Origin of the sequence: Promicromonospora sp. NPDC050262, from assembly GCF_040655935.1 — a bacterium.
In the GTDB taxonomy this organism is placed as follows: Bacteria; Actinomycetota; Actinomycetes; order Actinomycetales; family Cellulomonadaceae; genus Promicromonospora.
Window position 1 is genome coordinate 20,797 of record NZ_JBFAKX010000011.1, and the last position, 24,557, is coordinate 45,353.

Consider the following 24,557-nt stretch of genomic DNA (forward strand, 5'->3'; position numbering starts at 1 on the left):
CAGGCCGGGCCTCGTCAGCGGTAGCTGCCGACCGCCCGGACGGCCCACCGGGGCATGATCCGCAGGGCCGCCGAGGCGACCTTGTAGCGCACCGAGGGTGTCGAGAGCACGACGCCGCGGCGCACGTCCGCGAGCGCCGTCCGGACCACGTCCTCGGCCTCCAGCCAGCCCCACTCCGGGACGATGGCGGACTCGGCGATGCCCGCCCGCGCGTGGAACTCGGTGTGCGTGAACCCGGGGGCCACCACGGTGACCGTGACGCCGGTGCCCTTGAGCTCGGCCGCCAGCGACTCGCTGAACGTGCGCACGTACGCCTTGGCGGCGGCGTAGGAGCCGCCCGCGGTGAGGGCGGCGACGGAGCCGACGTTCAGGATCGCGCCGCGCCGCCGTTCGAGCATCTGCCCGACGGCGGCGTGGCTGAGCTCGACGACGGCCTTGACCATGACGTCGATGCCCCGGCGCTCGGTGGTGATCCGGCCGGTCGAGAACGGCGAGCTCGTCGCGAACCCCGCGTTGTTGACGAGCAGCCCGACGGGGCGCAGGTCGCCGTCCTCGGGCCGGCCGCCGACGACGGCGAGCCGCCGCGCGACCCGCGCGACGTCGTCGGGCACGGAGAGGTCCGCCGGCAGGACCTCGACGGCCACGCCCGTGGCGGCGTGGAGCTGGGCGGCGACGTCGGCCAGCCGCCGGTCGTCGCGCGCCACCAGCACCAGGTCGTGCCCGGCCGCCCCGAGCTGTCGTGCGAACTCCAGGCCCAGGCCGGCGGACCCGCCGGTGATCAGTGCTGTACCCATGAGGGCACCCTAGGCCTCCTCGGCCCGCTCGCGACGCTTGAGCCAGAGGCCCACGACCAGGAGCACCACGATCGCGACGTACGCGGTCGCGGCGAACGGGCTGGACACGAGGTAGGTCAGGTCGCCCTGGCTGATCGCGAGGGACCGGCGCAGCCGGTCCTCCGCCATCGGGCCGAGGATCATGCCGACCACGAGGGGGGCCACGGGGTACCCGTACCGGCGCATGAAGAACCCGGCCAGGCCGATGAGCACCAGGAGCAGCACGTCCACGGGCGAGAAGTTCAGCGCGTAGGAGCCCAGCGCGCCGAACAGGAGGATGCCCGCGTACAGGTAGTGCCGCGGGATGCGCAGCACCTTGACCCACATGCCCACCAGCGGCAGGTTCAGCACCACCAGCATGAGGTTGCCGATGTAGAGGCTGGCGATCAGCGCCCACACCAGGGCGGACTCGCTCTGCAGCAGCAGCGGGCCGGGCTGGATGCCGTAGGACTGGAAGGCGACGATGATGATCGCCGCCGTCGCCGTCGTGGGCAGGCCCAGGGTGAGCAGCGGGACGAGCACGCCCGACGCCGCCGCGTTGTTGGCGGCCTCCGGACCGGCGACGCCCTCGATCGCGCCCCTGCCGAACTGCTTGCGCCGCGGACCGGCGAGCCGGCGTTCGGCGGCGTAGGACAGGAAGGTCGCGACGTCGGCCCCGCCCGCCGGGATGGTGCCCACCGGGAAGCCGATCGCGGCGCCGCGCAGCCACGGCTTCCAGGACCGGCGCCAGTCGTCTCGCTTCATCCAGGTGCGCCAGCCCTTCTCGACCGGGATGATCCGGACCGGGCCGTGCCGCATCCGCGAGCCCACGTACAGGGCCTCCCCCACGGCGAACAGCCCGACGGCGACGATCACGACGTCGATCCCGTCGGCCAGGTTGAGCACGCCGAACGTGAAGCGCTGCTGGCCGGTCAGCGTGTCCGTGCCGACCAGCCCGAGGAACAGGCCGAGGGCGAGCGCGGCGATGCCGCGGGGCACCGAGGAGCCGAGCAGCGCGCCCACGGTCACGAAGGCGACCACCATGAGGGCGAAGTAGTCGGGCTCGCCGAGCTGCACCGCCCAGCGGGCGATCACGGGCGCCAGGAAGGTCAGCGCCACCGTGGCGAGCGAGCCTGCGACGAACGAGCCGATGGCGGCCGTGGCGAGCGCGGCGGCACCGCGCCCGGCGCGCGCCATCTTGTTGCCCTCGATCGCCGTGACGATCGAGGCGGACTCGCCGGGCGTGTTGAGCAGGATCGACGTGGTCGACCCGCCGTACATGCCGCCGTAGTAGATGCCGGCGAAGAGGATGATCGCCGCCGTCGGCTCCAGCGTGTACGTCAGGGGCAGGAGCAGGGCGATGGCCATGGCCGGGCCGATGCCCGGCAGCACGCCCACCGCGGTACCGATGAACACGCCGAACAGCGCGTACAGCAGGTACATCGGGTGCAGCACGGTGGCGAACCCGTCGATCAGGGCCGAGAAGTTATCCACGGAGGAACGGCACCCCTTCCAGCAGCGGCCCGGCCGGGAGCGACAGCCCCAGCAGCCCGCCGAAGATCACTTGGACGACCAGGCCCAGCACGAGCCCGACCAGTGCGGCGCGCCACCACGGGCGGGCGCCCAGGATCACCGCGGCGCCCGCGAACAGGAGCGCGGCGGCGAACGGCCAGCCCACGACGTTGATCGCGAACACGTGCACCACCAGGGTGACCACGAGCAGCACGACCGTGAGCCAGTCGGTCCGGACGGTGGGGTCGACGTCCTCGCCGCCCTCCTCCTCGCCGGCCCGGCCGCTCAGGATCAGGACGGTCAGCACGACGCCCGCGGCGACGAGCATGCCGCCCACCAGGTACGGGAAGGCCCGGGGGCCGAGCGTGTTGGTCGAGCCCGGGACGGTGATGCTCCCGGCGGCCACCAGCACGTAGGCCCCGAGGGCGGTCGTGGCCAGGGCCAGCACGAGCTCGCCCCACCTGCGGCGCGGCCGTTCGTCCACCCCGGGGCCCGGGGTGCCCGACGGCGGAGGGCCGGCCTCCGCCGTCGGCTCACCCGTGCGGGCGGGCGCCTCGGGCGCCGTGCCGTCCGACGTCACCGGACGAGCCCGATGTCCTTGAGCACCGCCAGGGACTCCGCGATGTTGCCCTCGAGGTACGTGTCGAACTCGTCGCCGGCGAGGAAGGCGTCGTCCCAGCCCTTCTCCTCGAGCGTGGCCTGCCACGACTCGGACCGGGCGAGCTCGGTGACCGTGGTGGTCAGCGCCTCCCGCTCGGCGTCGTCGATCGTGCCCGGGGCGACCACGCCGCGCCAGTTGGTGAGGACCACGTCGTACCCGGCCTCGGTGAGGGTCGGCGTGTCGGGCAGAGCCTCGACGCGCTCCTCGCCGGAGACGGCGAGCGCCCGCAGCTCGCCCGCGGCGACCTGCTCCGCGTACTCGCTGACCCCCGAGATGCCCGCGCTCACGTTGTTGCCGAGCAGCGCCGCCAGCGACTCGCCACCCCCGGAGTAGGCGATGTAGTTGAGCTTGGTGCCGATGTTCTCCGACGGGATGCCGCCGGCCTGCATCAGCATCCCGGCGAGGATGTGGTCGGTACCGCCCGCGGACCCGCCGGTGATCGAGACCTTCTTGCCGTTCTCCTTGATGTCGGCGACGAGGTCGTCGACGTTCTGGTACGGCGACTCCTTCGGCACCACGATGACCTCCTGCTCCTCGGTGAGGCGCGCGATCGGGGTGGTGTGCTCGATCCGGGCCTGCGACTGGTTGGTCTCGACGGCCCCCACCATGACCAGGCCCATCACGAGCAGGGTGTTCGGGTCGGTGGCGTTGGCGATGTTCGCCAGGCCCACCGTGCCGCCCGCGCCGTCCACGTTGGTGACCGTGGCCGAGCCGACCAGGCCCTCCTCCTGCAGGTCGGCCTGCATGGCGCGGCCGGTCTGGTCCCAGCCGCCACCGGGCCCGGCGGGCACCACGATGCTGAGCTCGTCGATCGCGGTGTCGCCGCCACCGCCGTTCGACTCCAGGACCGAACAGCCGGCGAGCGCCAGGGCCAGGACGATTCCGACGGGGGCAGCCCCGGACCGGATGATGCGCATGTCTCCTCCTCGAGCGGATGCGTGTGCGGACGGTCGGGGCCGGCTACGCCGCCGGTCCTCTGTCCGTCCGGGCGTGAGCGTAGGGAGCGGCGGCCGTGCCGCCCCGGTTCTGGTCGCAACGAAGGTTGTGGTCGTTTCGGTCACGCCGCGCGGCTACCGCGCCGACGACGAACCGGTGCACACTGGCCCCCGTGAGAAGAGCGATGACGCTCCGGGTGCAGCTCCTGGCGCTGCAGGTCGTCATCGTGCTCGTGCTCGTGTGCACGACCGGGCTCGTGGCCTCCACCCTGCAGGAACGACAGCTCCGCGAGGCCTACGTCGACCGCATGTCCGGCGTGGCCCAGTCGGTCGCGCGCCTGCCCGCGATCCACGACGCGTTCGACGACGAGGACCCGGCCGCGACGATCCAGCCGATCGCCGAGGTGATCCGCGAGGCCTCCGAGGTCACGTACGTGGTCGTCACCGACGAGCACGGCGTGCGCTACTCCCACCCCGACCCGGAGCAGATCGGGCAGCGGGTCTCGACGGACCCGTCGGTGCCGCTGTCCGGGAAGGTGTGGACGGGCACGCAGACCGGCACCCTGGGCACGTCGTGGCGCGTCAAGGTGCCCGTCTTCGGCGACGCGGCCGACGACTCCTCGCCCGCCCCCGTGATCGGCACCGCCAGCGTCGGGATCCTGGAGTCCGAGCTGCGCGCCGACCTGACCGACGACCGGGGCTGGCTGCTCGCCGCGCTCGCCGTGGCCGCCGTCGTCGGGGTGCTCTGCGCGGCCTGGGTGACGCGACTGGTGCGCCGCAGGATCTACCTGCTCGAACCCGAGGACATCGCGACCCTGCTGGAGACCCGCGGGCTCACGGACGCCCTGCGCTCCCAGTCGCACGAGTTCGCCAACACGGTGCACGTCATCTCGGGGTTGCTGGAGCTGGGTCGCACGGAGGAGGCGGTCGCCTTCATCGAGCGGTCCGGCCACGGCGGGCTGCTCACCGCGTCCGCCGTGGCGCCGGGCGTCCGGTCCCCCGAGATCGCCGCGCTGCTGCTGGTCAAGGCGATCACCGCGCGGGAGCGGGGCGTGACGCTCGACGTCGCGGACGAGTCCGTGCTCGACGCGCCGACGACGCCGGACGCCTCCGCGCTGCACACCGACGCCCTCATCGTGCTGGGCAACCTGATCGACAACGCGGTCGACGCGGCGGGGCCGGACGGCCGGGTCCGCGTGCTGCTCGGGACCGAGGGGGCGCGGCTGTGCCTCCAGGTGGACGACGACGGCCCCGGCATCCCCACGTCGCTGCACCACCAGGTGTTCAAGGCGGGGTTCTCCACGAAGGTGCCGGGCGACCGGGAGCACAGCCGGGGCATCGGCCTTGCCCTCGTGCGGCGGGTGGTGGACCGGCGCGACGGCGAGGTGGTGCTCGGGACCGGCGACCTGGGCGGGGCGTGCGTGCGGGTCGAGCTGCCGGTGCCGGTGGCAGCAGGCGTGGGGCGGGTTCGGGCGGGAGCCGGTGCGGGTGCTGGGGCTCGCGCGGGTGCCGAGGTTCCGGAGGCAGCGTCGTGACCGGGCAGGCGCGGACGCTCGTCGTCGAGGACGATCCCGCGGTCGCGACCGTGCACCGGGGCTTCGTGGAGAGCCACCCCCGGTTCGTCGTCGTGGGCGAGGCACGCACCGGCGCGGACGCGCTGCGCCTCGTGTCCGCGCTGCGCCCCGACCTGGTGCTGCTCGACCTGCACCTGCCGGACATCGGCGGGCTCGACGTGCTGCAGCGGCTGCGGATGCTGCCGGGACCGCCGGTCGACGTCGTCGCCACGACGGCCGTCCGGGAGCTGGACAGCGTGCGCCAGGCGATGGCCGGCGGGGTGCTGGCGTACCTGGTCAAACCCTTCACGTCCGCCGCGCTGCGGGAGCGGCTGGACGAGGTGTGGCAGCGGCGCGAGGACGTGCGCCGGGCCCAGGACACCCTCGACCAGGACGAGGTGGACCAGCTCCTGGCCGGGCCGCGCTCCGCCGACCGGGTGCCCAAGGGGCTGTCCGGCCGCAGCCGCGACCTGGTCCGGGAGGCGCTGGCCCGGCTGTGCGGCGGGGACGGCGCGGCCGGTGGCACGACGGCGTCCCGCGACGCCTCGGCGGCCGAGGTCGCCGAGGTGGTCGGGATGTCGCGCGTGAGCGCCCGCCGCTACCTGGAGCACCTGGTCACGGAGGGATACGCCCAGGTCACGCCGCGATACGGCGCGACGGGCCGCCCGGAGAACCGTTACCGCCCGGCGTGAAGCTGGCGCTGCGGAGCCTCGTGAGGTCGGCAGCCGCGCAGCAGCCCGTCAGGCAGGGGCCGTCAGACCGGGGCCGTCAGCGGGTCCACCTCCGGCTGCGCCGGGCCGGCCGCCGTCTCGTAGGCGAAACCCTCCCGGACCCAGTACTCGAACCCGCCGATCATCTCCTTGACCTCGTAGCCGAGCTTCGCGAACTCCAGGGCGGCCCGGGTCGCGCCGTTGCAGGCCGGACCCCAGCAGTACACGACCACGGGCTTCTCCCGGTCGACGGTCTGCTCGGCCCGCAGGCGTACCTTGCCGCCGGGCAGGTGCACGGCGCCGGGGATGTGGCCCTGGTCCCAGGAGGTCGGGGAGCGCACGTCGACCAGCGTGAACGCGCTGTTGGCGGCGAGTGCCGCATGGACGTCGCTGACGTCGGTCTCGAAGGCGAGGCGCCCCGCGAAGTGGGCGACGGCGGCGGAGGTGTCCTGGGAGATCGTCATGGCCAGAGTCTGCGGACGCCGGGATACCGGGGACAAGGGTCCGGATGCGCACTGTTTCTGAAGCATCCGTAAGGCCGGCTACTCCGAGCCCGTCCCCGCTGCCCCCCACGTGTCAGATCCACAGGTCACCCGGGGAACCTGTGGATCTGACACGTGCGGGGGACGGGACCGTCACGCGGTCTGGAGCAGGTGCGGGTGCTGCGCCTCCACCACGTTCGGGTGCGCCCGCACCCGGCTCTTGAGCCAGTTGTCGCCGAACACCGCGTGCAGCGGGTTCGCCGGGTCCAGCGTCACGCCCGGCGCGGCGGCACGGAGCGCCTCCGGCAGCTCGACGTCGGGGATCGTCGCGTCGAGCGCGGGCCCGTGGAAGTAGGGGATCGAGATGCGCTCGGTGCCCGCCGGCGGGGACACGACGCGGTGCAGCGTCGCCTTGAGGTAGCCGTCGGTCGCGATCTCCAGCAGCTCACCGATGTTCACGACGAACGCCCCGGCGGGCGGGACGACGTCGAGCCACTCGCCGTCCTTCTCGACCTGGAGGCCGGCCTTGCCGTCCTCGACGGAGAGGAGCGTGAGCACCCCGAGGTCCTTGTGCGCGCCGACGCCCTGTGCGGGCGCGGCCGCCTCCACCCCCGGGTAGCGGGCGATCTTCAGGTGGGGCGAGGGCCGCTCGAACACGGCGTCGAACGTGTCCGACGGCGCGCCGAGCGACTCGGCCCAGGCCCGCAGCAGGCGGGTCGCGACGCCGTCGAGCCGGCTCAGCCACTCCTCGGCGACCTCACGCAGGGCCGGGAGAGCCTCGGGCCACAGGTTCGGGCCCTCCAGCGCCCAGTAGTCGGGGACGCCGGGGCCCGCGGGCACGGCCGGCCGCTCGGCGCCGATGTCGATCTGCTCGCGCTGGTCCACACGGCCGAGCGTGCGTTCGCCGCCCATCCGCGTCCAGCCGCGGAAGTGGGGGCTGTGGACGTTCTCGATCGCGCGCTTCTGCTCCTCGGGGAGCGCGAAGAACTCGCGGGCGGTGGCGTACGCACGGTCGATCAGGTCCTGCGGGACGCCGTGGCCGACCAGGGAGAAGAAGCCGACCTCGTGGGTGGCGCGCCGCAGCTCGTCGCGGAAACGGGTCTGGTCGTCGGGGCCGCCGTCGAGCAGCGAGAGGTCCAGTACGGGGATGCCGGGCATGGTGAGGGTCCTTTCGAGGGTGCCGGGTGGGTGCGCCGACGGCGGCCGCCCCGGCATCGCCGAGACCTCGCCCGGGTGCTCCGACGCCTCCGGACGGAGGAGTGCGGGAGCCCGGTGCGTGTGCACGGGGATGCGATGTGAGCAGGAGCTGCTGTCGGCGGCGCGAGGAAACGCGCCAGGGGGTCGCCCGGTGGGCGACCGCTCAGCGGCGACAGCAGGTACAGAGGAAGGTGCTCACGATGTGAGACACGGTAGCACCCCGGGCCGCGGAACGGCACGGGTCCGGCTCAGTCCGTCACGACCTCGCGCAGGAACCGCACCACCCGCCGCGCCCGGAACATCAGCGCGTACCCGATCGCGATCACGTGGCCCACCACGCGCATCGTCTCGTTGACGGCGCCCTCGAGCAGGGTGTCCTCGTCGTCGACCACGCCGTCCCGCGCCGAGCGCAGGCTCAGGATCCTGGCCCGGTCGTCCGGGCCCAGCTCCTCCAGGAGCTTCGGCACGGTCGACAGCGACTGCGCGAACGGCGCGTTGCGTTCGAGCACGGGCTTGATGATGTCCTCGGGTTCGAGGAACTTCCCGGCGATGATCACGACGGCGACGATCGAGCGGCGTCGGGCGTACTCCGCGAGCACGGCGCCCGCGCCCGCGGACGCGCCCATGAGCGCCACCCGCTCGCCGCGCTGTTCGAACTGGTCGACCAGGGCGTCGAGCCGGTCCAGCCGCTCCTCGAACGACGCGTCGGACGACCAGCGCACGCGGAACATCGTGGTGCGCACCCCGAAGGCGCGCCAGGTGCGCAGCGCCTCGCGCTGGAGGTGCACCAGGGGCGGCATCCGGTCGCCGAGCCCGGGCACGTAGATCAGGCGGATCGGCGGCTTGCCGTGGTGCGTCGCCCGGGCGCCGGGGAGGCCGTCGTCGGGCGCGGGCAGGCCGCCGTCGCCGCTGGTCACGTGCTCGCTCATCTCGCGCAGGAGGCTACACCGGCGCACGGGCCGGGGACGCGCGGACGTGTCAGATCCACCGCGACGTGTCAGACGTACAGGTCACCCGAGGGACCTGTACGTCTGACACGTGCCTCGGAGTGCTGGGTCAGCGGACGGCGTACGCGCGGGTCACCGTCTGCTTCACCGTGCCGCCCGACGCGTCCCGCGCCTCGACCCGGAGAGACACGTGCTCGGTGCCGCGCGGTACCCGTACCGTCCCGGTGAACGTCCCCCGCCGCTGGCCGGTGAGGGACACGGCGTGCCAGGTGGCGCCGTCGTCCGCGGACGACCACAGGCGGGCGGACGTGACCCGGTTCTTCGCGGACCGACCCTCCGGGGCACCGGCCTGGTGCCCGACCGTGAGCGTGACCCGCGTGCCGCGGGGTGCCGCGTTGCGCACGTCGAGACCCTTGACGGCGTAGCCGACGTCGAGCACGGCTGGGCCGGTGGCGGCGCCCGGCGCCGCGTGGAACCTCCACTCGGTGCTCGTCCGCGTGGACCGCTCCCACCAGGACGCCTCCTGGCTCGCGTCGAGGACCACGCGGTGGGCTGCGCCGTCGGCGGGGAGCGCCACCTCGGCCGTGGGCCGCGTCTGGTCGAGCACGGCCTCGCCGTCCTGCCAGACCCGCAGGCGCGTGCTCTGCCCGCCGAAGCCTGCGAACGGGTGCCCCTCCGCATCGCTCCACGGCACGAGGCGGACGCCGAGCGTGTCGTCCGCGACCGTGAACGCGCCGGCTCCCGCGCGCGTGCTCAGGACGGCGCCGCCCACCGTGGTCCGGGCCTTCTCCCGGGGCGCGTAGGTGCGTGCCACGGAGTCGAAGTATCCCTGCTGCGGGTCGTCCGCCGAGCCTGAGTAGACCTGGTGGCCCCAGGCGATGCCGTTCGTGCTCAGGTACTCGGTGCGCCGGCCCGGAACCGTGACCGGGCTGCCCACCGCCGAGCCCCACAGGTGACCCGGCGCGGTACCGACCCGGGCGCTCTCGGCGTGGTGGTCGGCGCCGAGCGCCGCGTAGGTGGTCGTGACCGCGGCCGTGTCGCGGGCCGTCGCCCGGAACCGGAACGTGTCCACCACGTCCTGCGTGTACAGCAGGTCGTAGGTGTACGACGGCGCCCGGCCCTGCGCCACCGGCTGCTCCAGGACGAAGTGGGTCTGCAGGTCGTACGTGCCGACCGTGACGGGCGCGTCCGTCGGCGTCGCGTACGCCTTCGCGTCGCCCCCGACCACGGTGCCGAACCCGTACGGGTCGTCGCCCGCGGCCGTGGTCCGGGTGTCGTCCAGCGCGATCCACCGGACCGCGGCGGGCCGGTGGGTGGAGACGGTGAGCTCGCGCGCCTCGCGGGCGTCGAGCACGACCGTGGTGTCGTCGGCGACGGTCACCTCGGGCCGGAGCACCGCGGAGACCTCGGAGACGACGTACTCCTCGTCCGTGGTCCACAGAAAGCCCGTGACCGAGTACCGGCCCGGCGGGACCCGCAGGTCCAGGCCCTCCGGGCCGATCTCCCGGTGCTCGTCGAACAGCGTCGGGTCGTCCACGTTCACGATGCGCACGCTCGACGACCCGGTGTGCGGCTCGCCGTCGCGCCCGAGAGTCCGGACGTCAAGGTCCGCGAGGTCGGGCTCCTTGTAGTAGCCGAGCGGCGTCCGGATCTCCCGGCCCTCGGCGTCCGTGGCCGTGACCGCGCCCGAGTAGCGGCGCTCGACGGCGCCCACCGTGCGGTCGACGCCGACCTCGACGGTCGCCGTACCCCCGGCGGGCACTGTCACGGATGCGGCGTCGAGCGTGACGGCGCCGGCGGGCAGCGGCTCGCCGTCCTGGTCCGACGCCTCGACCGTGAGGTCCAGCGTGACCGCGACGTCGCCGGGGTTCTCGTACGTGAGGGTCTGCGTCGAGGTGCCCTCCTGCGGGTACTCGAAGGCGCCGAACGACAGCGACGCGGGCGTCGGCGTGACGGGCAGGTCGAGGGCGGAGGGGACGAAGACCCGGCCGGCGCCCTCGTCGAACGCACCGCCGCTGGTGTGCCGGGCCGAGCCCATGAGAACGGCCTTGAGCTGCGGCCCCGTCAGCTCGGGACGGGCCTGCTTGAGCACGGCGGCCGCGCCGGCCACGTGCGGCGCGGCCATGGAGGTGCCGCTCCAGGCCGTGTACGGGCCGTCGCTCTCCCACTCGTTGGTGCCGTCGGCCCGTGCCGCGACGATCTCGACGCCGGGCGCCGTGATGTCCGGCTTGACGGCGTAGTCCCGCGCCCGCGGTCCGCGGCTGGAGAAGTACGCGACCTGGTCGTCGTCGTCGACGGCGCCCACCGTCAGGGCGGAGTTCGCGGCCCCGGGCGGGACCACGGCGCCGTACCGGCCCTCGTTGCCCACCGCCACGACGAAGAGCGTCCCGTGCCGGGCGCTCAGCGTGTCGACGGCCATCGAGAACGGGTCGGTGCCGTCGGTGTAGCGCTCGGACTCGCCGAGGCTCATGTTCACCACGTCGGCACCGGCCTGGGCGATCCACTCCATGCCGTCGATGATCGACGACGCCTCACCGCCACCGAAGTCGTCGAGCACCTTGCCGACCAGGAGGTCGGCGCCGTGGGCCACGCCGCGGTTGTCGCCGTCCGACGCGTCGCCCGAACCCAGGGCGATCGAGGCCACGTGCGTGCCGTGGCCGTACCGGTCCTCGGTGTCGCCGGCACCGGTGAAGTCGCGTGCGCCGACCAGCACGTCGTCGAGGTCGGGGTGGGTCGTGTCGATGCCGGAGTCGAGCACCCCGACGGTCACCCCGTCGCCGGTGAACCCGGCGTCCCAGGCGGCCGGCGCGCCGATCTGCGGCATCGAGTCCGTGTCGAACGCCTCGACGCGCCCGTCCAGCCAGACCTTCACGTCGGGCGTGGCCGAGCGGGCCGCCGGGGCCGGGTCCAGCGTCGCGAGCAGGTCGGCGGCCGCGGCCCTGTCCAGGTCGGCCGAGACCGCACCGACCGACGGCAGGCTCCGCTCGGGTTCGAGGCCGAGTGCTGCCCAGTCGAGCTCGTCGTGCCGCGCGGCGCCGGCCACGGCCGCCGCGCCGGGCCCGCCCGCGGTAGTGACCGCGTCCGCGGCGGCGGCCGCGTCGGCCACCGCGGCGTCCTGCACGATGACGGGGACCGTGTCCCGGTGCTCGTCGTCGTACCCCGCGGCGACGAGGCCCGTGACGTCGAAGAGCGCAGGGTCCAGACGGTCGGGCACGAGGCGCGCGACGTCACCGGGGATCACCTGCACGCTGTCACCCTGGACCAGCTTCTGGAAGGCGATCCCCTCGCGACCCGCCGCGGGGCGGACCGTGACGGACCTGCTGCCGTCGGGGTACCGCCCGACGTCGACCTGGTCCCCCGTGATCAGGGTGACGGTCGCGGACGACGCGCCCGCCCCCGCCGTCCCGGTCGCACCGGATTGCTCCCCGCGGGACCCGGACGCTCCGGACGACCACGCCGGTACCCCTGTACCCAGCGCGACCGCCACCGCGATCGCCGCTGCCGCTGCACCCGTTCTGGCGCGCATCTGCCTGTCTCCTTCGTGAGGATGCCGGCGGTCGAACACCGCCTTCACGAGGGCAGACGCCGCGTGCGCCGGGATCGTTGGGGTGGACGAGAACCGGGCGCGACCTGTGTCAGCGCTGGTCAGCGCTGGTCAGCGCTGGTCAGCGCTGGTCAGCGCAGCAGCGGCGTCGCCGCGCGCAGGCGCCGCGTGTACTCGTGCCGCGGGTCGTCGTAGACCTGGGCGGTGGGCCCCTGCTCCACGATCAGGCCGTCGTGCATCACCGCGACGTGGTCGCAGACGTGCCGCACGACGCCGAGGTCGTGCGACACCAGCAGCAGCGTCAGCGCGTACTCGTCGGCGAGCCGCGCGAGCAGGTCCAGCACCTGCCGCCGGACGGAGACGTCGAGCGCGCTGACCGGCTCGTCCGCCACGAGGATGCGCGGCCGGCACACCAGGGCCCGCGCGATCGCGATGCGCTGCCGCTGCCCGCCCGAGAACTGGTGCGGGTACCGCTCGGTCGCATCGAGCGGCAGGCCGACGGCGTCCAGCATCTCGCGCACCGCGTCCCGCCGGGCGGCCGCGGTCCGGGGGCCGCCGTCCCGGACGTTCGCCGGGTTCAGCAGCGGCTCCGCCACGATGTCGCCCACGGTCATGCGGGGGTCCAGCGAGCCGTACGGGTCCTGGAACACGAGCTGCAGGGCGGCGCGCAGGTCGCCCAGGTCGGGCGACGCCGTCGGCCCGCCCACGCCGCGCGCGCCGCCCGACGGCGCGGTCCCCGCCCGGCCGGTGCCCGCCGGGCTCAGGTCGACGCCCGCGCTGGCGACGCGGCCCGACGTCGCCTGATCCAGTCCGGAGACGATCCGCAGCAGCGTCGACTTGCCCGACCCGGACTCGCCCACGATGCCGAACCGCTGCCCTTCGCGGACCTCCAGGGAGACGCCCCGGAGGGCGTGCACGGTCTGGCCGCGACTCGCGTAGGTCCGGGTCACGTCCTCGACCCGGATCAGCGGCTCCGGGGCCGACGGCGACTGCCCGGCCGTCGCGGCCGACCGCCCGTCCGCCCCCGGCCCGGCCGCCTCCACCGCCAGCGGTTCGAGGGCGGACGCCGCGAGCAGCCGCCTCGTGTACTCGTGCCGGGGGTGCGCGAACACCTCGGCGACCGGGCCCTCCTCGACCACGACGCCGTCGAGCAGCACCACCACCCGCTCGCACACCTGGGACACCACGGCGAGGTCGTGCGTGATGAACAGCAGCCCCGCGCCGCGGTCACGGACCAGGCGCACCACGAGGTCCAGCACCTGCCGCTGCACGGTGACGTCGAGGGCCGTGGTCGGCTCGTCCGCCACGAGCACCGCCGGGGCGTTCGCCAGCGCCATCGCCAGCACCACTCGCTGGCGCTGCCCGCCGGACAGCTCGTGCGGGTACCGCCGGGCGGCGCCGTCGGGCAGGCCCACCTCGGCCAGCAGGTCCGCCGCCCTCCTGGACGCCGTCCCGTGCGGGACCCCGTGCACCGTCATCGCCTCCGCGACCTGGCGGCCCACGCGCATCAGCGGGTTGAGGGCCGTCATCGGCTCCTGGAAGACCATCGAGATCTCCCGGCCGCGGAGCCGCGCCAGCGCGCGCTCGCCCCGGTCCAGGAGGTTCCCGTCCACCCCGGCGAGGCCGACGTGCCCGGTCGCCGAGACGCCGTCGGGCAGCAGGCCCAGCGCCGCGAGCGCCGTCATGGTCTTGCCCGACCCGGACTCGCCGATCAGCCCGACGCGCTCGCCCGCGGCGACCCGCAGCGAGAGGTCGGACAGGAGCGCCCGCCCGCTCTGGGTGCGGACGGTCAGCCCGCGCAGGTCGAGGGCGGGTTCCGCAGCCGTGCCGTCGGGCTCGTGGCGGACGCCGGTTCCGGCGTCCACGGCGACGTGCTCGGCCGCGGGACCGGTGCTCGCCAGCCTCGGGTCCAGGACGTCGCGGAGGCCGTCGCCCAGGAGGTTGAAGCCGAGCACCGCCACGGCGATCGCCACCCCCGGCACGATCGCCAGGTGGTCGGCCACGCCCAGGAACTGCTGCGACTCCTGCAGCATGCGGCCCCACGACGGCGTGGGCGGGGGCGTGCCCAGGCCCAGGAAGGACAGCCCTGCCTCGGCGAGCACGGCGATCGCGAAGTTCACGGAGCACTGCACCAGCACCGTGCCGGCGATGTTGGGCAGCACGTGCCGCGCCGCGATCGCGAGGTTCCCCCGGTTCGCCGCCCGGGCGGCGAGCACGTAGTCGGCGCGCATCACCTGCAGGGTGCCGCTGCGGGCCACGCGCGCGAAGGCCGGGATCGAGCCGATGCCGAGCGCGACCATCGCCGTCACCGTGCCCGCGCCGTAGACGGCGCCCAGCACGATCGCGAGCAGCAGGCCCGGGAACGCGAGCAGGATGTCGCTGCCCCGCATGAGCACCGCGGCGGGCCGCCCACGGCCCGACCCCTGGAGCATCCCCGCGAGCACGCCGAGCGGCACACCGACCACCGCTGCGATCCCGACCGCGACGAGCCCCACCAGCAGCGTGATCTGCGCACCGGCCATGACCTGCGAGAACACGTCGCGACCGAACCGGTCCGTGCCGAACCAGTGCTCGGCGCCCGGCGGCAGCAGCCGCTCCGCACCGGCGTGCTCCGGGTCGTAGGGGGTCCAGACCAGCGACACGAGCGCCGTGACCAGCACGAGCCCGACCAGCACGGCGCCGAGGACGAGCTGGGGGTGCACCCGGCCGCGACGTCGGGCCGGACCCCGACGGCGCCCGCCGCTCATGCCGCCCTCCGCAGCCGCGGGTCCAGCAGGGTGTAGGCCAGGTCGACCAGGAAGTTCAGCAGCACCACCAGCACCACGAGCACCGCCACGACGGACTGCACGGCGAGCAGGTCGCGGTTGCCCACCGAGTCCAGCAGGAGGCTGCCGAGACCGGGCACGGCGAAGACCCGCTCGATCACCACCGCACCGATGAGCATGGACGCGATCTGCACCCCGACGACCGTCACGATCGGCACACCCGCGTTCCGCAGCCCGTGCCGCACCAGCGCACCCGTGAAGGTGAGCCCCTTGGCGCGGGCGGTGCGCAGGAAGTCCTCGCGCATGATCTCCAGCACGGCGCTGCGCACGTACCGCGTGATGATCGCGGCCTGCACGGAGCCCAGCGCGACCGCGGGCAGCAGCACGTGCCGCCAGAACTCCCCGAGCCCGTCGACGGGCGCCGTCCAGCCGCCCGAGGGCAGCCAGCCCAGCCGGACCGCGAACAGGGACACCAGCAGCACGCCCACCAGGAAGTTCGGTACGGCCACTCCGACCTGGCTCACCGCGGACAGCGTCACGCCGCCCGCGTTCCGGTGCCAGACGGCGGCCAGCGTGCCCAGCGGCACCGCCACCACGAGGGCGATCAGCATGCCGAGCAGCACCAGGATGCCCGTGACCTGCACCCGGTCCGCGACCAGCGGTGTCAGCTCCTGCGACGTGACGTAGCTCGTGCCGAGGTCACCGGTGAGCAGCCCGCCCACCCAGTGCAGGTACTGGGCGACCAGCGGACCGTCCGTGCCGTGCTCGGCGCGCCAGGCCGCGAGCGCCTCCGGGGACGCCTCGATCCCGAGCGCGACGACGGCGGGGTCGCCGGGCAGCACCCGCAGCAGCAGGAAGATCGCCGCCGTCGCCACGAGCAGCGTGGCGGCGAGCTGGGCGACGTGCGAGGCGAGGTGTCTGGCCACGGCGTTGTCCGGCGGCGGGCCGGATCAGCTGTCCGACCAGCGCAGGCCGGTCAGGTCCATCGACTCCGTGGTGGCGTTCGCGGCGATGCCCGCGAGGGCGGCGTCGGCCACGACCGTGTTGGGGAAGAGGAACAGGGGGTCGCTCGCGGCGTCGTCCACGATCATCCGGGCGACCTCCTGCATGCCCGCGACGTACTGGTCGGGGCTGCCCTCGTCGGCCTGCTCGGCCACCTGGGCGAGCCGCGGGTTGTCGTAGCCGATGTAGTAGTCGGGGTCGCCGAAGATCGTGAGCATGTCCCGGGCCTCGGTGTGGAGGATCACGGACATCTCGTAGTCGTGCTCGGTGAACACCTTGTCGAGCCAGACGGCGGGGAACTCGGCCGGGACGATCTTCGCGTCGATGCCGACGTCCTTGAGCTGCGAGACGACCACCTGGGCGACGGCCTCCGCGTAGGGGCGGGTCGGGACGTCGAACGTGATGCTCAGGTTCTCGGCGCCGGCCTCGGCCAGCAGCTCCCGCGCCCGGTCCGGGTCGTACGGGTAGGAGTCCGTGAGGTCCTGGTAGTAGGGGTCGGTGGGCGGCACCATCGAGCCGATGAGCTGCCCGTGCCCGGCCCACGCCGTGTCGAGGACGGCCTGGCGGTCGATCGCGTACATGACCGCGCGGCGCACGTTCAGGTCGTCGAAGGGCGGCCGGGCGTTGTTCAGCGAGAGCAGCACCTCGCCCGTCGAGGTGCCGTCGATCACCTGGAGGTCCTCGTCCTGCTCCAGACCGGAGATCAGGTCCGGGGCCTGCATGTTGTAGGCCATGTCGACGTCGCCGGCCCGGACGGCGTTGGCCTGCGCGTTCGCGTCGGCGAAGTACCGCACGGTGACCTCGGTGAGCGCGGGCGCCTCGCCCCAGTAGTCGTCGCGGGCGGCGAGCGTGACGTGCTCGCCGGTCGCGACCTCCTCGACCGTGTAGGGCCCGGTGCCGACCGCCTCGGTGGCCAGGTCGACGGACAGGTCGTCCGGGAACATGGCGCCCACGGAGGTGCCCATGTCGAACAGCCAGGCGTTGCTCGGGTGCGCCAGCGTCACGGCGACCTCGGTGTCGCTGACCGCCTCGACGCTCTCGACCACGTCCATCTTGGCCTTGAGGCTCAGCGTCCAGTCGTCCTGGACCCGCCCGATCGACGACACCACGTCGTCCGCGGTGAAGGCGGAGCCGTCGGAGAACGTCACGCCGTCGTGCAGCGTGAAGGTGTAGACCGTGCGGTCGCCGTTGATCTCCCAGGACTCGGCGAGCTGCGGCTGCACCTCGCCCTCCTGGTCGATGGTCACCAGGCCCTCGTACACGTTGTTCATCAGGAGCTGGGGGATCGCCGAGCCGGACGTCGTCGTGAAGTCGAGGTTGGTCGGCTCCCCGGTCAGCCCGACGACGGCGTCGGTACGCCCCTCTCCCGGGGCCTCGCCGGACGAGCTCCCGGCGGAGCACGCCGTGAGCAGGGCCGCTGACGTGAGGACGACGACGGCGCCCAGGGCACGACGCCCGGTGAGGATCTGCACACGGCCAGCGTAGTCGGGGTGAAACGGCTCGAAAATCAGGGTCCGAGAAGTGCGGCCGGAATCACAGCGACGCCCGGCTACCGGACCTCACACGGACACCGCCGCACGTAGGCTGTCGGCGTGCGCGTCGTCACCTGGAACGTCAACTCCATCCGCACGCGGCTCGACCGTGTGCTCGCCTTTCTCGACCGGTCGCAGGCCGACGTCCTGGCGATCCAGGAGACCAAGTGCCGGGACGACCAGTTCCCCACCGCGGCGTTCGAGGCCGCCGGGTACGAGGTGGCGCACTTCGGGCTGTCGCAGTGGAACGGCGTGGCCATCGCGTCGCGCGTCGGCCTGGACGACGTCGCCACCCAGTTCCCGGGGCAGCCCGGCTTCGCGAAGGCGATCGCCGACGACGGCCCCGACGCCCTGCTCGACGTCGCCCCGCCGGTCGAGGCGCGGGCGATCGGCGCGACCTGCGGCGGCGTCCGCGTGTGGAGCCTGTACGTGCCGCACGGCCGCGCGCTCGACGACCCGCACTACGCCTACAAGCTGGCCTGGCTGGAGTCCCTGCGGACCACGGCGAAGACCTGGGCGGACGCCGGCGACGCCGTCGCGCTCACGGGGGACTGGAACGTGATCCCGCTCGACACCGACGTCTACGACGCCGCCGACTTCGCCGGCAAGACCCACGTGTCCCCGCCGGAGCGGGCCGCGTTCGAGGCCTTCGGCGACGCCGGGTACACCGAGCTGACCCGCAAGTTCCTCCCGGAGGAGCACACCTACACCTACTGGGACTACCAGCAGCTCGCGTTCCCGCGGAACAAGGGGCTGCGGATCGACTTCTGCTGGGCCTCGCCCGCGCTCGCGGGACGCGCGGCCGGCGCCGCGATCGACCGCGACGAGCGCAAGGGGAAGGGCGCGTCGGACCACGTCCCGGTGATTGTCGACCTGACCGATTGATCCGTCCTGCGACGGCTGTGATGTGCGCAGGTTCCACTCCCGATGGGGAAATCATCGGGTGAGATTGTCCCTAAATCGAGTGCGCTCGAAACGGTTGCCGTTCCGGTAGCGGGGTCGTTACAGAATGTCGGTAAGTTAACCTGCATGACGTCGACGCCCGACCAGACCCCGGCCGCCACTGAAGTCGCCGAGATCCCCGTTTCGGATCCTGCCGCGAAGGCGTCCTCGGTCGAGTCGGAGCCGGACCGCGCGCCCGACGGCCTCGGCGGCAAGGACGACGGCGAGGGTGACGCGGAGGCCGCGGAACCGTCCGGCGACGCTCCGGAGGCCGCGGAACCCGGGCCCGCGGAAGCCACGCCCGCGGAGGGCAAGGACGAGGAGTCCGCGGACGCCGCGGGCGACGAGCGCGTGGGCGAGGACGCCGCGGCGGCACCGGGCGCGGACGACGCCGCCGCGGACACCACCGCGGACAGGTCGACGGACTCGGCCCCGGACGCCGAGCCGGGGAACGACACGGTCGCCGACGACGGCCCGGCCGCGGCGAGCTCGGCCGAGAGCCCGGCTGAGCCAGAGGCCACCGCCGCGCCCGCACCCGCCACGGTGCCGGAGCCCGAGGACGTGCCGCCCGCGGAGCCCGCACCCGAGCCGACCCCCGCGGCGGCGGACCGCGCACGGCGGTACGAGGCACCCACCGAGGAGATCCGGGTCGTCCCGGCCGCCGCACGCCCGGCAGCACAACCCACGACCTCGGCGTCGGCGTCGACGCCCGAGGCGGCACCGGAGCCCGACGACGCGGTGGGATCGGAGGCGGCACCGGAGCCCGAGGAAGCGGAGCCCGAGGCGGCCCCCCACGCCGAGGCCACCGCGGCAGAGGCCACCGCCACGTCGACCGAGGACGAGGCCGACGCCCAGACCGCGGACGCCACGAAGCCGTCGGGCGACGCCCCGGTCGTCGACGAGACGTTCGACTTCAAGGCCCTCTCCTTCGCGGCGATCGCCGCGGCACACAAGAAGGCGCTCGGACCCCGCACCGTCACGGCCGAGGACGAGACGTCCGGGGACGACGCCGGCACGCAGAGCCCGGACACCCAGAGCCCGGACGCGCAGGCGTCTGCCGGCTCGCCCGCGGACGCCCCGGCCGCGAGCGCACCCGTGGCCCGGGCGACCACGCAGGCGGCCGGTCCCGCCCCGGCCGAGCCCTCTTCGGCGGAGGACGACCCGGACGCGGAGGAGACCGGGGCGAGCACCCCGGCGACGGAGGACGACTTCGCCGCCGCGTCGGAGCTCTTCGCCTCCCCCGCGACCCGCACCCCGCCGGCCACCACGCCGCCGAGCCCGTTCCCGACGCCCGCGGCGCCGCAGCAGCAGCCGCAGGGCGGGTCGCCGCAGGCCCCGTCGGCACCGCAGCAGCCGCCGTCGCCGTTCCCGGTGACGCCCGGGGGCTCGCCGCACTCGTTCCCGGCCGTCCACGACTACGCGCCCGAGGCGTCCTACGCGGGGTGGCGCCCGCCCACCGAGGCCGACGAGTCCGCGAAGCGGCGGCGGTACGCCCTGATCGCCGGGGCGACGCTGGCCGTGGTGGCGGTCGTCGCGGTGATCGCCCTGATCGTGAACATGGTCGGCAGGCAGCAGTGGGAGCCCATCGAGGCGATGATCGCGGAGCCCCAGGAGGTGCACCCGCTGCAGCTCGTGCTCGGCTCCTGCGTCGAGAGCGTGCCGCCGGACGGCGAGATCTCGGAGGTGCTCGCGGTCCCGTGCGACGCCTTCCACGCGGCCCAGGTGGTGGGCCGCACCGACTTCGCCGACGCCGCCGTCTGGCCGGGCCGCGACGCCGTCGACACGCGCATCGCGCAGGTCTGCGGCACCAAGCAGCTCGGCCCGAACGCCCGCACGAGCCCGGTCGCGGACTCGGTGAGCTACGTGGTCTGGGGCCCCAGCGAGGACTCGTGGGCCGACGGCGACCGGGTCGGCCTGTGCCTGGCGACCACCGCGGAGCCGATCACGCAGGATCTGCTGCAGTAGCGGTCGACGCCGGCGGCACCCGGCCGCCGCCGTCCAGCAGCGTGCGGCCCAGCGGGGTCAGCGCGTGGAGCACCGTGTTGCGCTCGCGTCCGCTGGAGACGAGCCCGGCGTTGCGCAGCACGGTGGTGTGCTCCGAGGCCGACGCCGGGGAGATCGCCAGGCGCTGCGCGAGCTCGCTGGTCGTCGCCCCCGTGCCGAGCGCGCGGAGCACCGCGGCCCGGGTGCGCCCGAGCAGCGCGGTGAGCTGCCGGCCGCCGTCGGCCCGCGCCGCGGGCCGGGTGCCGGTCCAGACCTGCTCGTGGGTGATGGGGTAGATCAACAGCGGCGGGAGCTCGGGGTCGGCCAGCGAGATCGGGGCCCGGTGGCAGAAGTACGACGGCACGATGAGCAGCCCGCGGCCCGCCAGGTGCACGTCCCGCTCGGCCGCGGTCGTCACGGAGAGCACGGGGTGCTCCCACCGGATCGCGGGGTGCAGGGTGCGAAGCGCGTGCTCGGTGCCGCCCTCCACCCAGGCGCGGGTGCGCGCCGCGCGGTCGACGTCGACGGCGGCGAGGATGCCGCTCCAGTACGGCCCGACCGCCTGCTCGTGGTACGAGCGCATCGCCACGCCGAGCCCGCGCACGGCGGGTGCCGACCCGTCGGCGAGGTCCCGCATCCAGAGGTGCGGCCTGCGCCCGCGCGCCAGCCGGGAGATGTCGCGCCGGAGCTGGTCGCGCGGCGTGGACAGCACCGCGTCGAGGCCGGTCTCGAACGCGTCGGCGCCGGGCGGGAGAGGGTCCGCCCCGGTGGCGGGCGTGAGGAAGTCCGGCGAGTACCCGCGCGGCGGCGCGAGACGCAGCAGCATCCGCGCCGCGGGCGGCATTCCGGACAGCACGCGCTCCCGCCAGGGGTCGAACAGCGTCGTCCCTCCGCGCTGGTTCACCACGTGGGCGCTGAGCAGCGTCTCCCACATGGGGTCCGGGCCCGGTGCGATCCGGACCCGGGCCAGGTCATCCGAGGTGAAGTGGAACCGCAGCACCGGGCCTCCTCGACCGTCTGCCTCTCGTGATGGCTCCCGTCGGCTCGCCCCCCGCGCGCCCTGACCGTGCGGAGCCGTGCGCGGCCGGCCGCGCACGGATTCACCCCGCACATACAGAGGGACGTGCGGGATTTCCGGTTCTGGGCGATCGGGGGGCCACCTTCACAACACCGTCACATCCGGGTGCGCCCGCTCCGCGGTGCGCACCCGCCGTTCCGGCTATGCGGTGAGCACCCGCCGCTCCGGCTACGCGGTGAGCACCCGCCGTTCGAGGGCGAGCCCCTCCCCGTCGGCACGGTCCACGACCACCGTGTCGCCGTCGGACACCTCGCCCGCGAGCAGCAGCCGCGCCAGGCGGTCGCCGATCTCGCGCTGCACGAGGCGGCGCAGCGGCCGGGCGCCGTAGGCCGGGTCGAAGCCCTCCAGGGCGAGCCACTCGCGGGCCGCCACGGTCACCTCGAGCGTGATGCGCCGGTCGCCGAGCCGCTTCGCGAAGGCCCCGACCTGCAGGTCGACGATGCGCCCGAGCTCGTCCAGCGACAGCGCGTCGAAGATGACCACGTCGTCGAGCCGGTTGAGGAACTCCGGCTTGAACGCCGCGCGGACGGCGGTCATGACGGACTCCCGCCGCTCCTCGTCCGACAGCATCGGTTCCACGAGGAACTGCGAGCCGAGGTTCGAGGTCAGCACCAGGATGGTGTTGCGGAAGTCCACGGTGCGGCCCTGGCCGTCGGTGAGACGGCCGTCGTCGAGCACCTGGAGCAGGATGTCGAAGACCTCGGGGTGCGCCTTCTCCACCTCGTCCAGCAGCACCACCGAGTACGGCCTGCGCCGCACGGCCTCGGTGAGCTGGCCGCCCTCCTCGTACCCGACGTAGCCCGGAGGGGCGCCGACGAGCCGGGCCACGGAGTGCTTCTCCCCGTACTCGGACATGTCGATGCGCACCATGGCGCGCTCGTCGTCGAACAGGAAGTCCGCCAGCGACTTGGCGAGCTCGGTCTTGCCCACGCCCGTGGGGCCGAGGAACAGGAACGAGCCGGTGGGCCGGTCCGGGTCGGAGACGCCGGCCCGGGTGCGCCGCACGGCGTCGGACACCGCGGCGACCGCGGTCCGCTGGCCGATCAGGCGCTCCCCGAGCACGTCCTCCATGTGCAGGAGCTTCTCCGACTCGCCCTGGAGCAGCCGCCCGGCGGGGATGCCGGTCCAGGCGGCGACCACCTCGGCGATCTCGTCGGCGCCGACCTTGTCGGCGATCATCGGCGGCTCGGCGTTCTCGGGGCCGAGGCCGTCCGGCTCGTCCTCCGAACCGGCCTCTTCCTCCTCGGCCGCGACGAGCTCCTTCTCGACCACGGGGATCTCGCCGTACTGGATGCGCGCGGCACCCTCCAGGTCGCCCTCGCGGAGCTTGCGCTCGGCGTCGGTGCGCAGCTCGTCCAGGTGGGCGCGCAGGTCACCCACGCGGTTGTGCCCGGCCTTCTCGGACTCCCAGCGCGCGGTGAGCGCGGCGAGGGCCTCGCGGCGGTCGGCGAGGTCGGCCCGGAGCCGTTCGAGCCGGTCCTTGGACGCGGCGTCGGCCGACTCCGAGAGCACGACCTCCTCCATCTCCAGGCGCGTGACGGCGCGCTGCAGCTCGTCGATCTCGATCGGCGAGGAGTCGAGCTCCATGCGCAGGCGGGACGCGGCCTCGTCGACCAGGTCGATCGCCTTGTCGGGGAGCTGCCGGCCGGAGATGTACCGGTCGGAGAGCGACGCGGCGGCCACGAGCGCCGAGTCGGCGATCGTCACCTTGTGGTGCGCCTCGTAGCGCTCCTTGAGCCCGCGCAGGATCGCCACGGTGTCCTCGACCGACGGCTCGCCCACGAAGACCTGCTGGAACCGGCGCTCCAGCGCGGGGTCCTTCTCGATGTGCTCGCGGTACTCGTCGAGCGTGGTGGCGCCGACCATGCGGAGCTCGCCGCGGGCCAGCATGGGCTTGAGCATGTTGCCGGCGTCCATCGCGCCGTCGCCGCCGGCGCCCGCGCCGACCACGGTGTGCAGCTCGTCGATGAAGGTGACCACCTCGCCGTCCGACGCCGTGATCTCCTCCAGGACCGCCTTGAGGCGCTCCTCGAACTCGCCGCGGTACTTGGCGCCGGCCACCATCGAGGCCAGGTCGAGGGCGATCAGCCGCTTGCCCTTGAGGGACTCGGGCACGTCGCCGGCCACGACGCGCTGGGCCAGCCCCTCGACGACGGCGGTCTTGCCGACGCCGGGCTCGCCGATGAGCACGGGGTTGTTCTTGGTGCGGCGGCTCAGCACCTGGATCACGCGGCGGATCTCCGAGTCGCGGCCGATCACCGGGTCCAGCTTGCCGTCGCGGGCCTGCTGCGTGAGGTCCGTGCCGTACTGCTCCAGCGCCTTGTAGGTGCCCTCCGGGTTGGGGCTCGTGACCCGGCCGGAACCGCGGACGGCGGGCAGGGCCGCGCGCAGCGCGTCGGCGGTCGCCCCGGCGTCGGACAGGATCTGCGCCGCGGACGACTGCCCGGCCGCGAGCGCGATGAGCAGGTGCTCGGTGGAGACGTACTCGTCGCCCAGCCCCTGGGCCTCCTTGCCCGCGAGGTCGAGCACCGTCGCCAGGGCGCGGCTCGCACTCGGCTGAGCCGTGCTGGACCCGCTGGCCTGGGGCAGCGCGACGAGGGCCGCGCGCACCTGCTGGCCGATGGCCTGCGCGTTCGCCCCGACCGCGTCGAGCAGGCCCACGGCCACGCCGCGCTCCTGCTGGAGCAGCGAGGCGAGCAGGTGGACCGGCTCGAGCTGCGGGTTGCCGGCGGCCGACGCCGACTGGATGGCGTCGCCGATCGCCTGCTGCGACATGGTCGTGAACTTGGTGTCCATGAAGCCTCCCGGGGCTGGTGAAAGTGGGCTCAGTTCCGCCCAGATCAAACCGTCTCAAAGTTGAGTCTATTCCGCTCAACTTGATAATCACTGTAACGCGCCTCAC

17 protein-coding genes are annotated in these 24,557 nt (G+C 73.9%); 4 read left to right on the plus strand and 13 right to left on the minus strand.

Features of this window, described 5'->3' with window-relative positions; translation table 11 throughout:
* Window positions 1–14 precede the first annotated feature (14 nt).
* Genes AB0I29_RS17175 through AB0I29_RS17190 form a run of 4 tightly spaced genes read right to left on the minus strand, consistent with a single transcriptional unit; the run spans window position 15 to window position 3,902 of the window.
* A complete protein-coding gene (locus AB0I29_RS17175; protein ID WP_285101861.1) occupies window positions 15–794 on the minus strand; it encodes an SDR family oxidoreductase in 780 nt (259 codons plus the stop codon).
* Between the two features lie 9 nt (window positions 795–803).
* Complete coding sequence (locus AB0I29_RS17180; RefSeq protein ID WP_357483534.1) at window positions 804–2,306, minus strand: tripartite tricarboxylate transporter permease; 1,503 nt, start codon at window positions 2,304–2,306, stop codon at window positions 804–806.
* Window positions 2,299–2,904 carry a tripartite tricarboxylate transporter TctB family protein gene (locus tag AB0I29_RS17185; RefSeq protein WP_357483537.1) on the minus strand — a complete coding sequence of 202 codons (606 nt, stop codon included), beginning with the start codon at window positions 2,902–2,904 and terminating at the stop codon, window positions 2,299–2,301. The genes AB0I29_RS17180 and AB0I29_RS17185 overlap by 8 nt, the downstream gene beginning before the upstream one ends.
* A complete protein-coding gene (locus AB0I29_RS17190) occupies window positions 2,901–3,902 on the minus strand; it encodes a tripartite tricarboxylate transporter substrate-binding protein (RefSeq protein ID WP_285101857.1) in 1,002 nt (333 codons plus the stop codon). The genes AB0I29_RS17185 and AB0I29_RS17190 overlap by 4 nt, the downstream gene beginning before the upstream one ends.
* A 191-nt stretch (window positions 3,903–4,093) precedes the next feature.
* Between AB0I29_RS17190 and AB0I29_RS17195 the strand changes: the two genes are divergently transcribed.
* On the plus strand, window positions 4,094–5,455 hold the full coding sequence (locus tag AB0I29_RS17195) for an ATP-binding protein (RefSeq protein ID WP_357483542.1): 1,362 nt from the start codon (window positions 4,094–4,096) through the stop codon (window positions 5,453–5,455).
* Window positions 5,452–6,165: a response regulator gene (locus AB0I29_RS17200; RefSeq protein WP_357483545.1), complete on the plus strand. Its 714-nt coding sequence runs from the start codon at window positions 5,452–5,454 to the stop codon at window positions 6,163–6,165. The genes AB0I29_RS17195 and AB0I29_RS17200 overlap by 4 nt, the downstream gene beginning before the upstream one ends.
* A gap of 62 nt (window positions 6,166–6,227) precedes the next feature.
* On the opposite strand, the gene AB0I29_RS17205 is transcribed toward AB0I29_RS17200, so the two are convergent.
* The 7 genes from AB0I29_RS17205 to AB0I29_RS17235 all read right to left on the minus strand — a co-directional run bounded on the left by AB0I29_RS17205 (window position 6,228) and on the right by AB0I29_RS17235 (window position 17,592).
* Complete coding sequence (locus tag AB0I29_RS17205) at window positions 6,228–6,647, minus strand: rhodanese-like domain-containing protein (RefSeq protein ID WP_357483548.1); 420 nt, start codon at window positions 6,645–6,647, stop codon at window positions 6,228–6,230.
* Between the two features lie 171 nt (window positions 6,648–6,818).
* Window positions 6,819–7,823, minus strand: coding sequence for a 2-oxoglutarate and iron-dependent oxygenase domain-containing protein (locus tag AB0I29_RS17210; RefSeq protein WP_357483551.1), 1,005 nt, complete (start codon window positions 7,821–7,823; stop codon window positions 6,819–6,821).
* Between the two features lie 287 nt (window positions 7,824–8,110).
* Window positions 8,111–8,791 (minus strand): hypothetical protein, encoded by a 681-nt coding sequence (locus tag AB0I29_RS17215; RefSeq protein WP_357483554.1) that lies wholly within the window; start codon window positions 8,789–8,791, stop codon window positions 8,111–8,113.
* A gap of 127 nt (window positions 8,792–8,918) precedes the next feature.
* Window positions 8,919–12,335, minus strand: coding sequence for a S8 family serine peptidase (locus AB0I29_RS17220; protein ID WP_357483557.1), 3,417 nt, complete (start codon window positions 12,333–12,335; stop codon window positions 8,919–8,921).
* 149 nt (window positions 12,336–12,484) lie between these two features.
* The gene (locus AB0I29_RS17225; protein ID WP_357483560.1) at window positions 12,485–15,100 is read right to left on the minus strand and encodes a dipeptide ABC transporter ATP-binding protein; all 2,616 of its coding nucleotides are present in this window, start codon (window positions 15,098–15,100) and stop codon (window positions 12,485–12,487) included.
* Window positions 15,097–16,044: an ABC transporter permease gene (locus AB0I29_RS17230; RefSeq protein ID WP_285101846.1), complete on the minus strand. Its 948-nt coding sequence runs from the start codon at window positions 16,042–16,044 to the stop codon at window positions 15,097–15,099. The genes AB0I29_RS17225 and AB0I29_RS17230 overlap by 4 nt, the downstream gene beginning before the upstream one ends.
* 24 nt (window positions 16,045–16,068) lie before the next feature.
* Complete coding sequence (locus AB0I29_RS17235) at window positions 16,069–17,592, minus strand: ABC transporter substrate-binding protein (protein ID WP_285101845.1); 1,524 nt, start codon at window positions 17,590–17,592, stop codon at window positions 16,069–16,071.
* 120 nt (window positions 17,593–17,712) lie between these two features.
* Here AB0I29_RS17235 and AB0I29_RS17240 point away from each other — a divergent pair, with 120 nt between their 5' ends.
* Together AB0I29_RS17240 and AB0I29_RS17245 are read left to right on the plus strand one after the other, a co-directional pair.
* The gene (locus tag AB0I29_RS17240) at window positions 17,713–18,537 is read left to right on the plus strand and encodes an exodeoxyribonuclease III (RefSeq protein WP_357483565.1); all 825 of its coding nucleotides are present in this window, start codon (window positions 17,713–17,715) and stop codon (window positions 18,535–18,537) included.
* A gap of 144 nt (window positions 18,538–18,681) precedes the next feature.
* Window positions 18,682–20,559, plus strand: coding sequence for a septum formation family protein (locus AB0I29_RS17245; RefSeq protein ID WP_357483568.1), 1,878 nt, complete (start codon window positions 18,682–18,684; stop codon window positions 20,557–20,559).
* On the opposite strand, the gene AB0I29_RS17250 is transcribed toward AB0I29_RS17245, so the two are convergent.
* Both AB0I29_RS17250 and clpB read right to left on the minus strand, forming a co-directional pair.
* Complete coding sequence (locus AB0I29_RS17250; RefSeq protein ID WP_357483571.1) at window positions 20,537–21,577, minus strand: winged helix-turn-helix domain-containing protein; 1,041 nt, start codon at window positions 21,575–21,577, stop codon at window positions 20,537–20,539. The genes AB0I29_RS17245 and AB0I29_RS17250 overlap by 23 nt on opposite strands.
* Window positions 21,578–21,823: 246 nt before the next feature.
* Window positions 21,824–24,451 carry an ATP-dependent chaperone ClpB gene (gene clpB / locus AB0I29_RS17255; protein ID WP_357483574.1) on the minus strand — a complete coding sequence of 876 codons (2,628 nt, stop codon included), beginning with the start codon at window positions 24,449–24,451 and terminating at the stop codon, window positions 21,824–21,826.
* Window positions 24,452–24,557 lie beyond the last annotated feature (106 nt).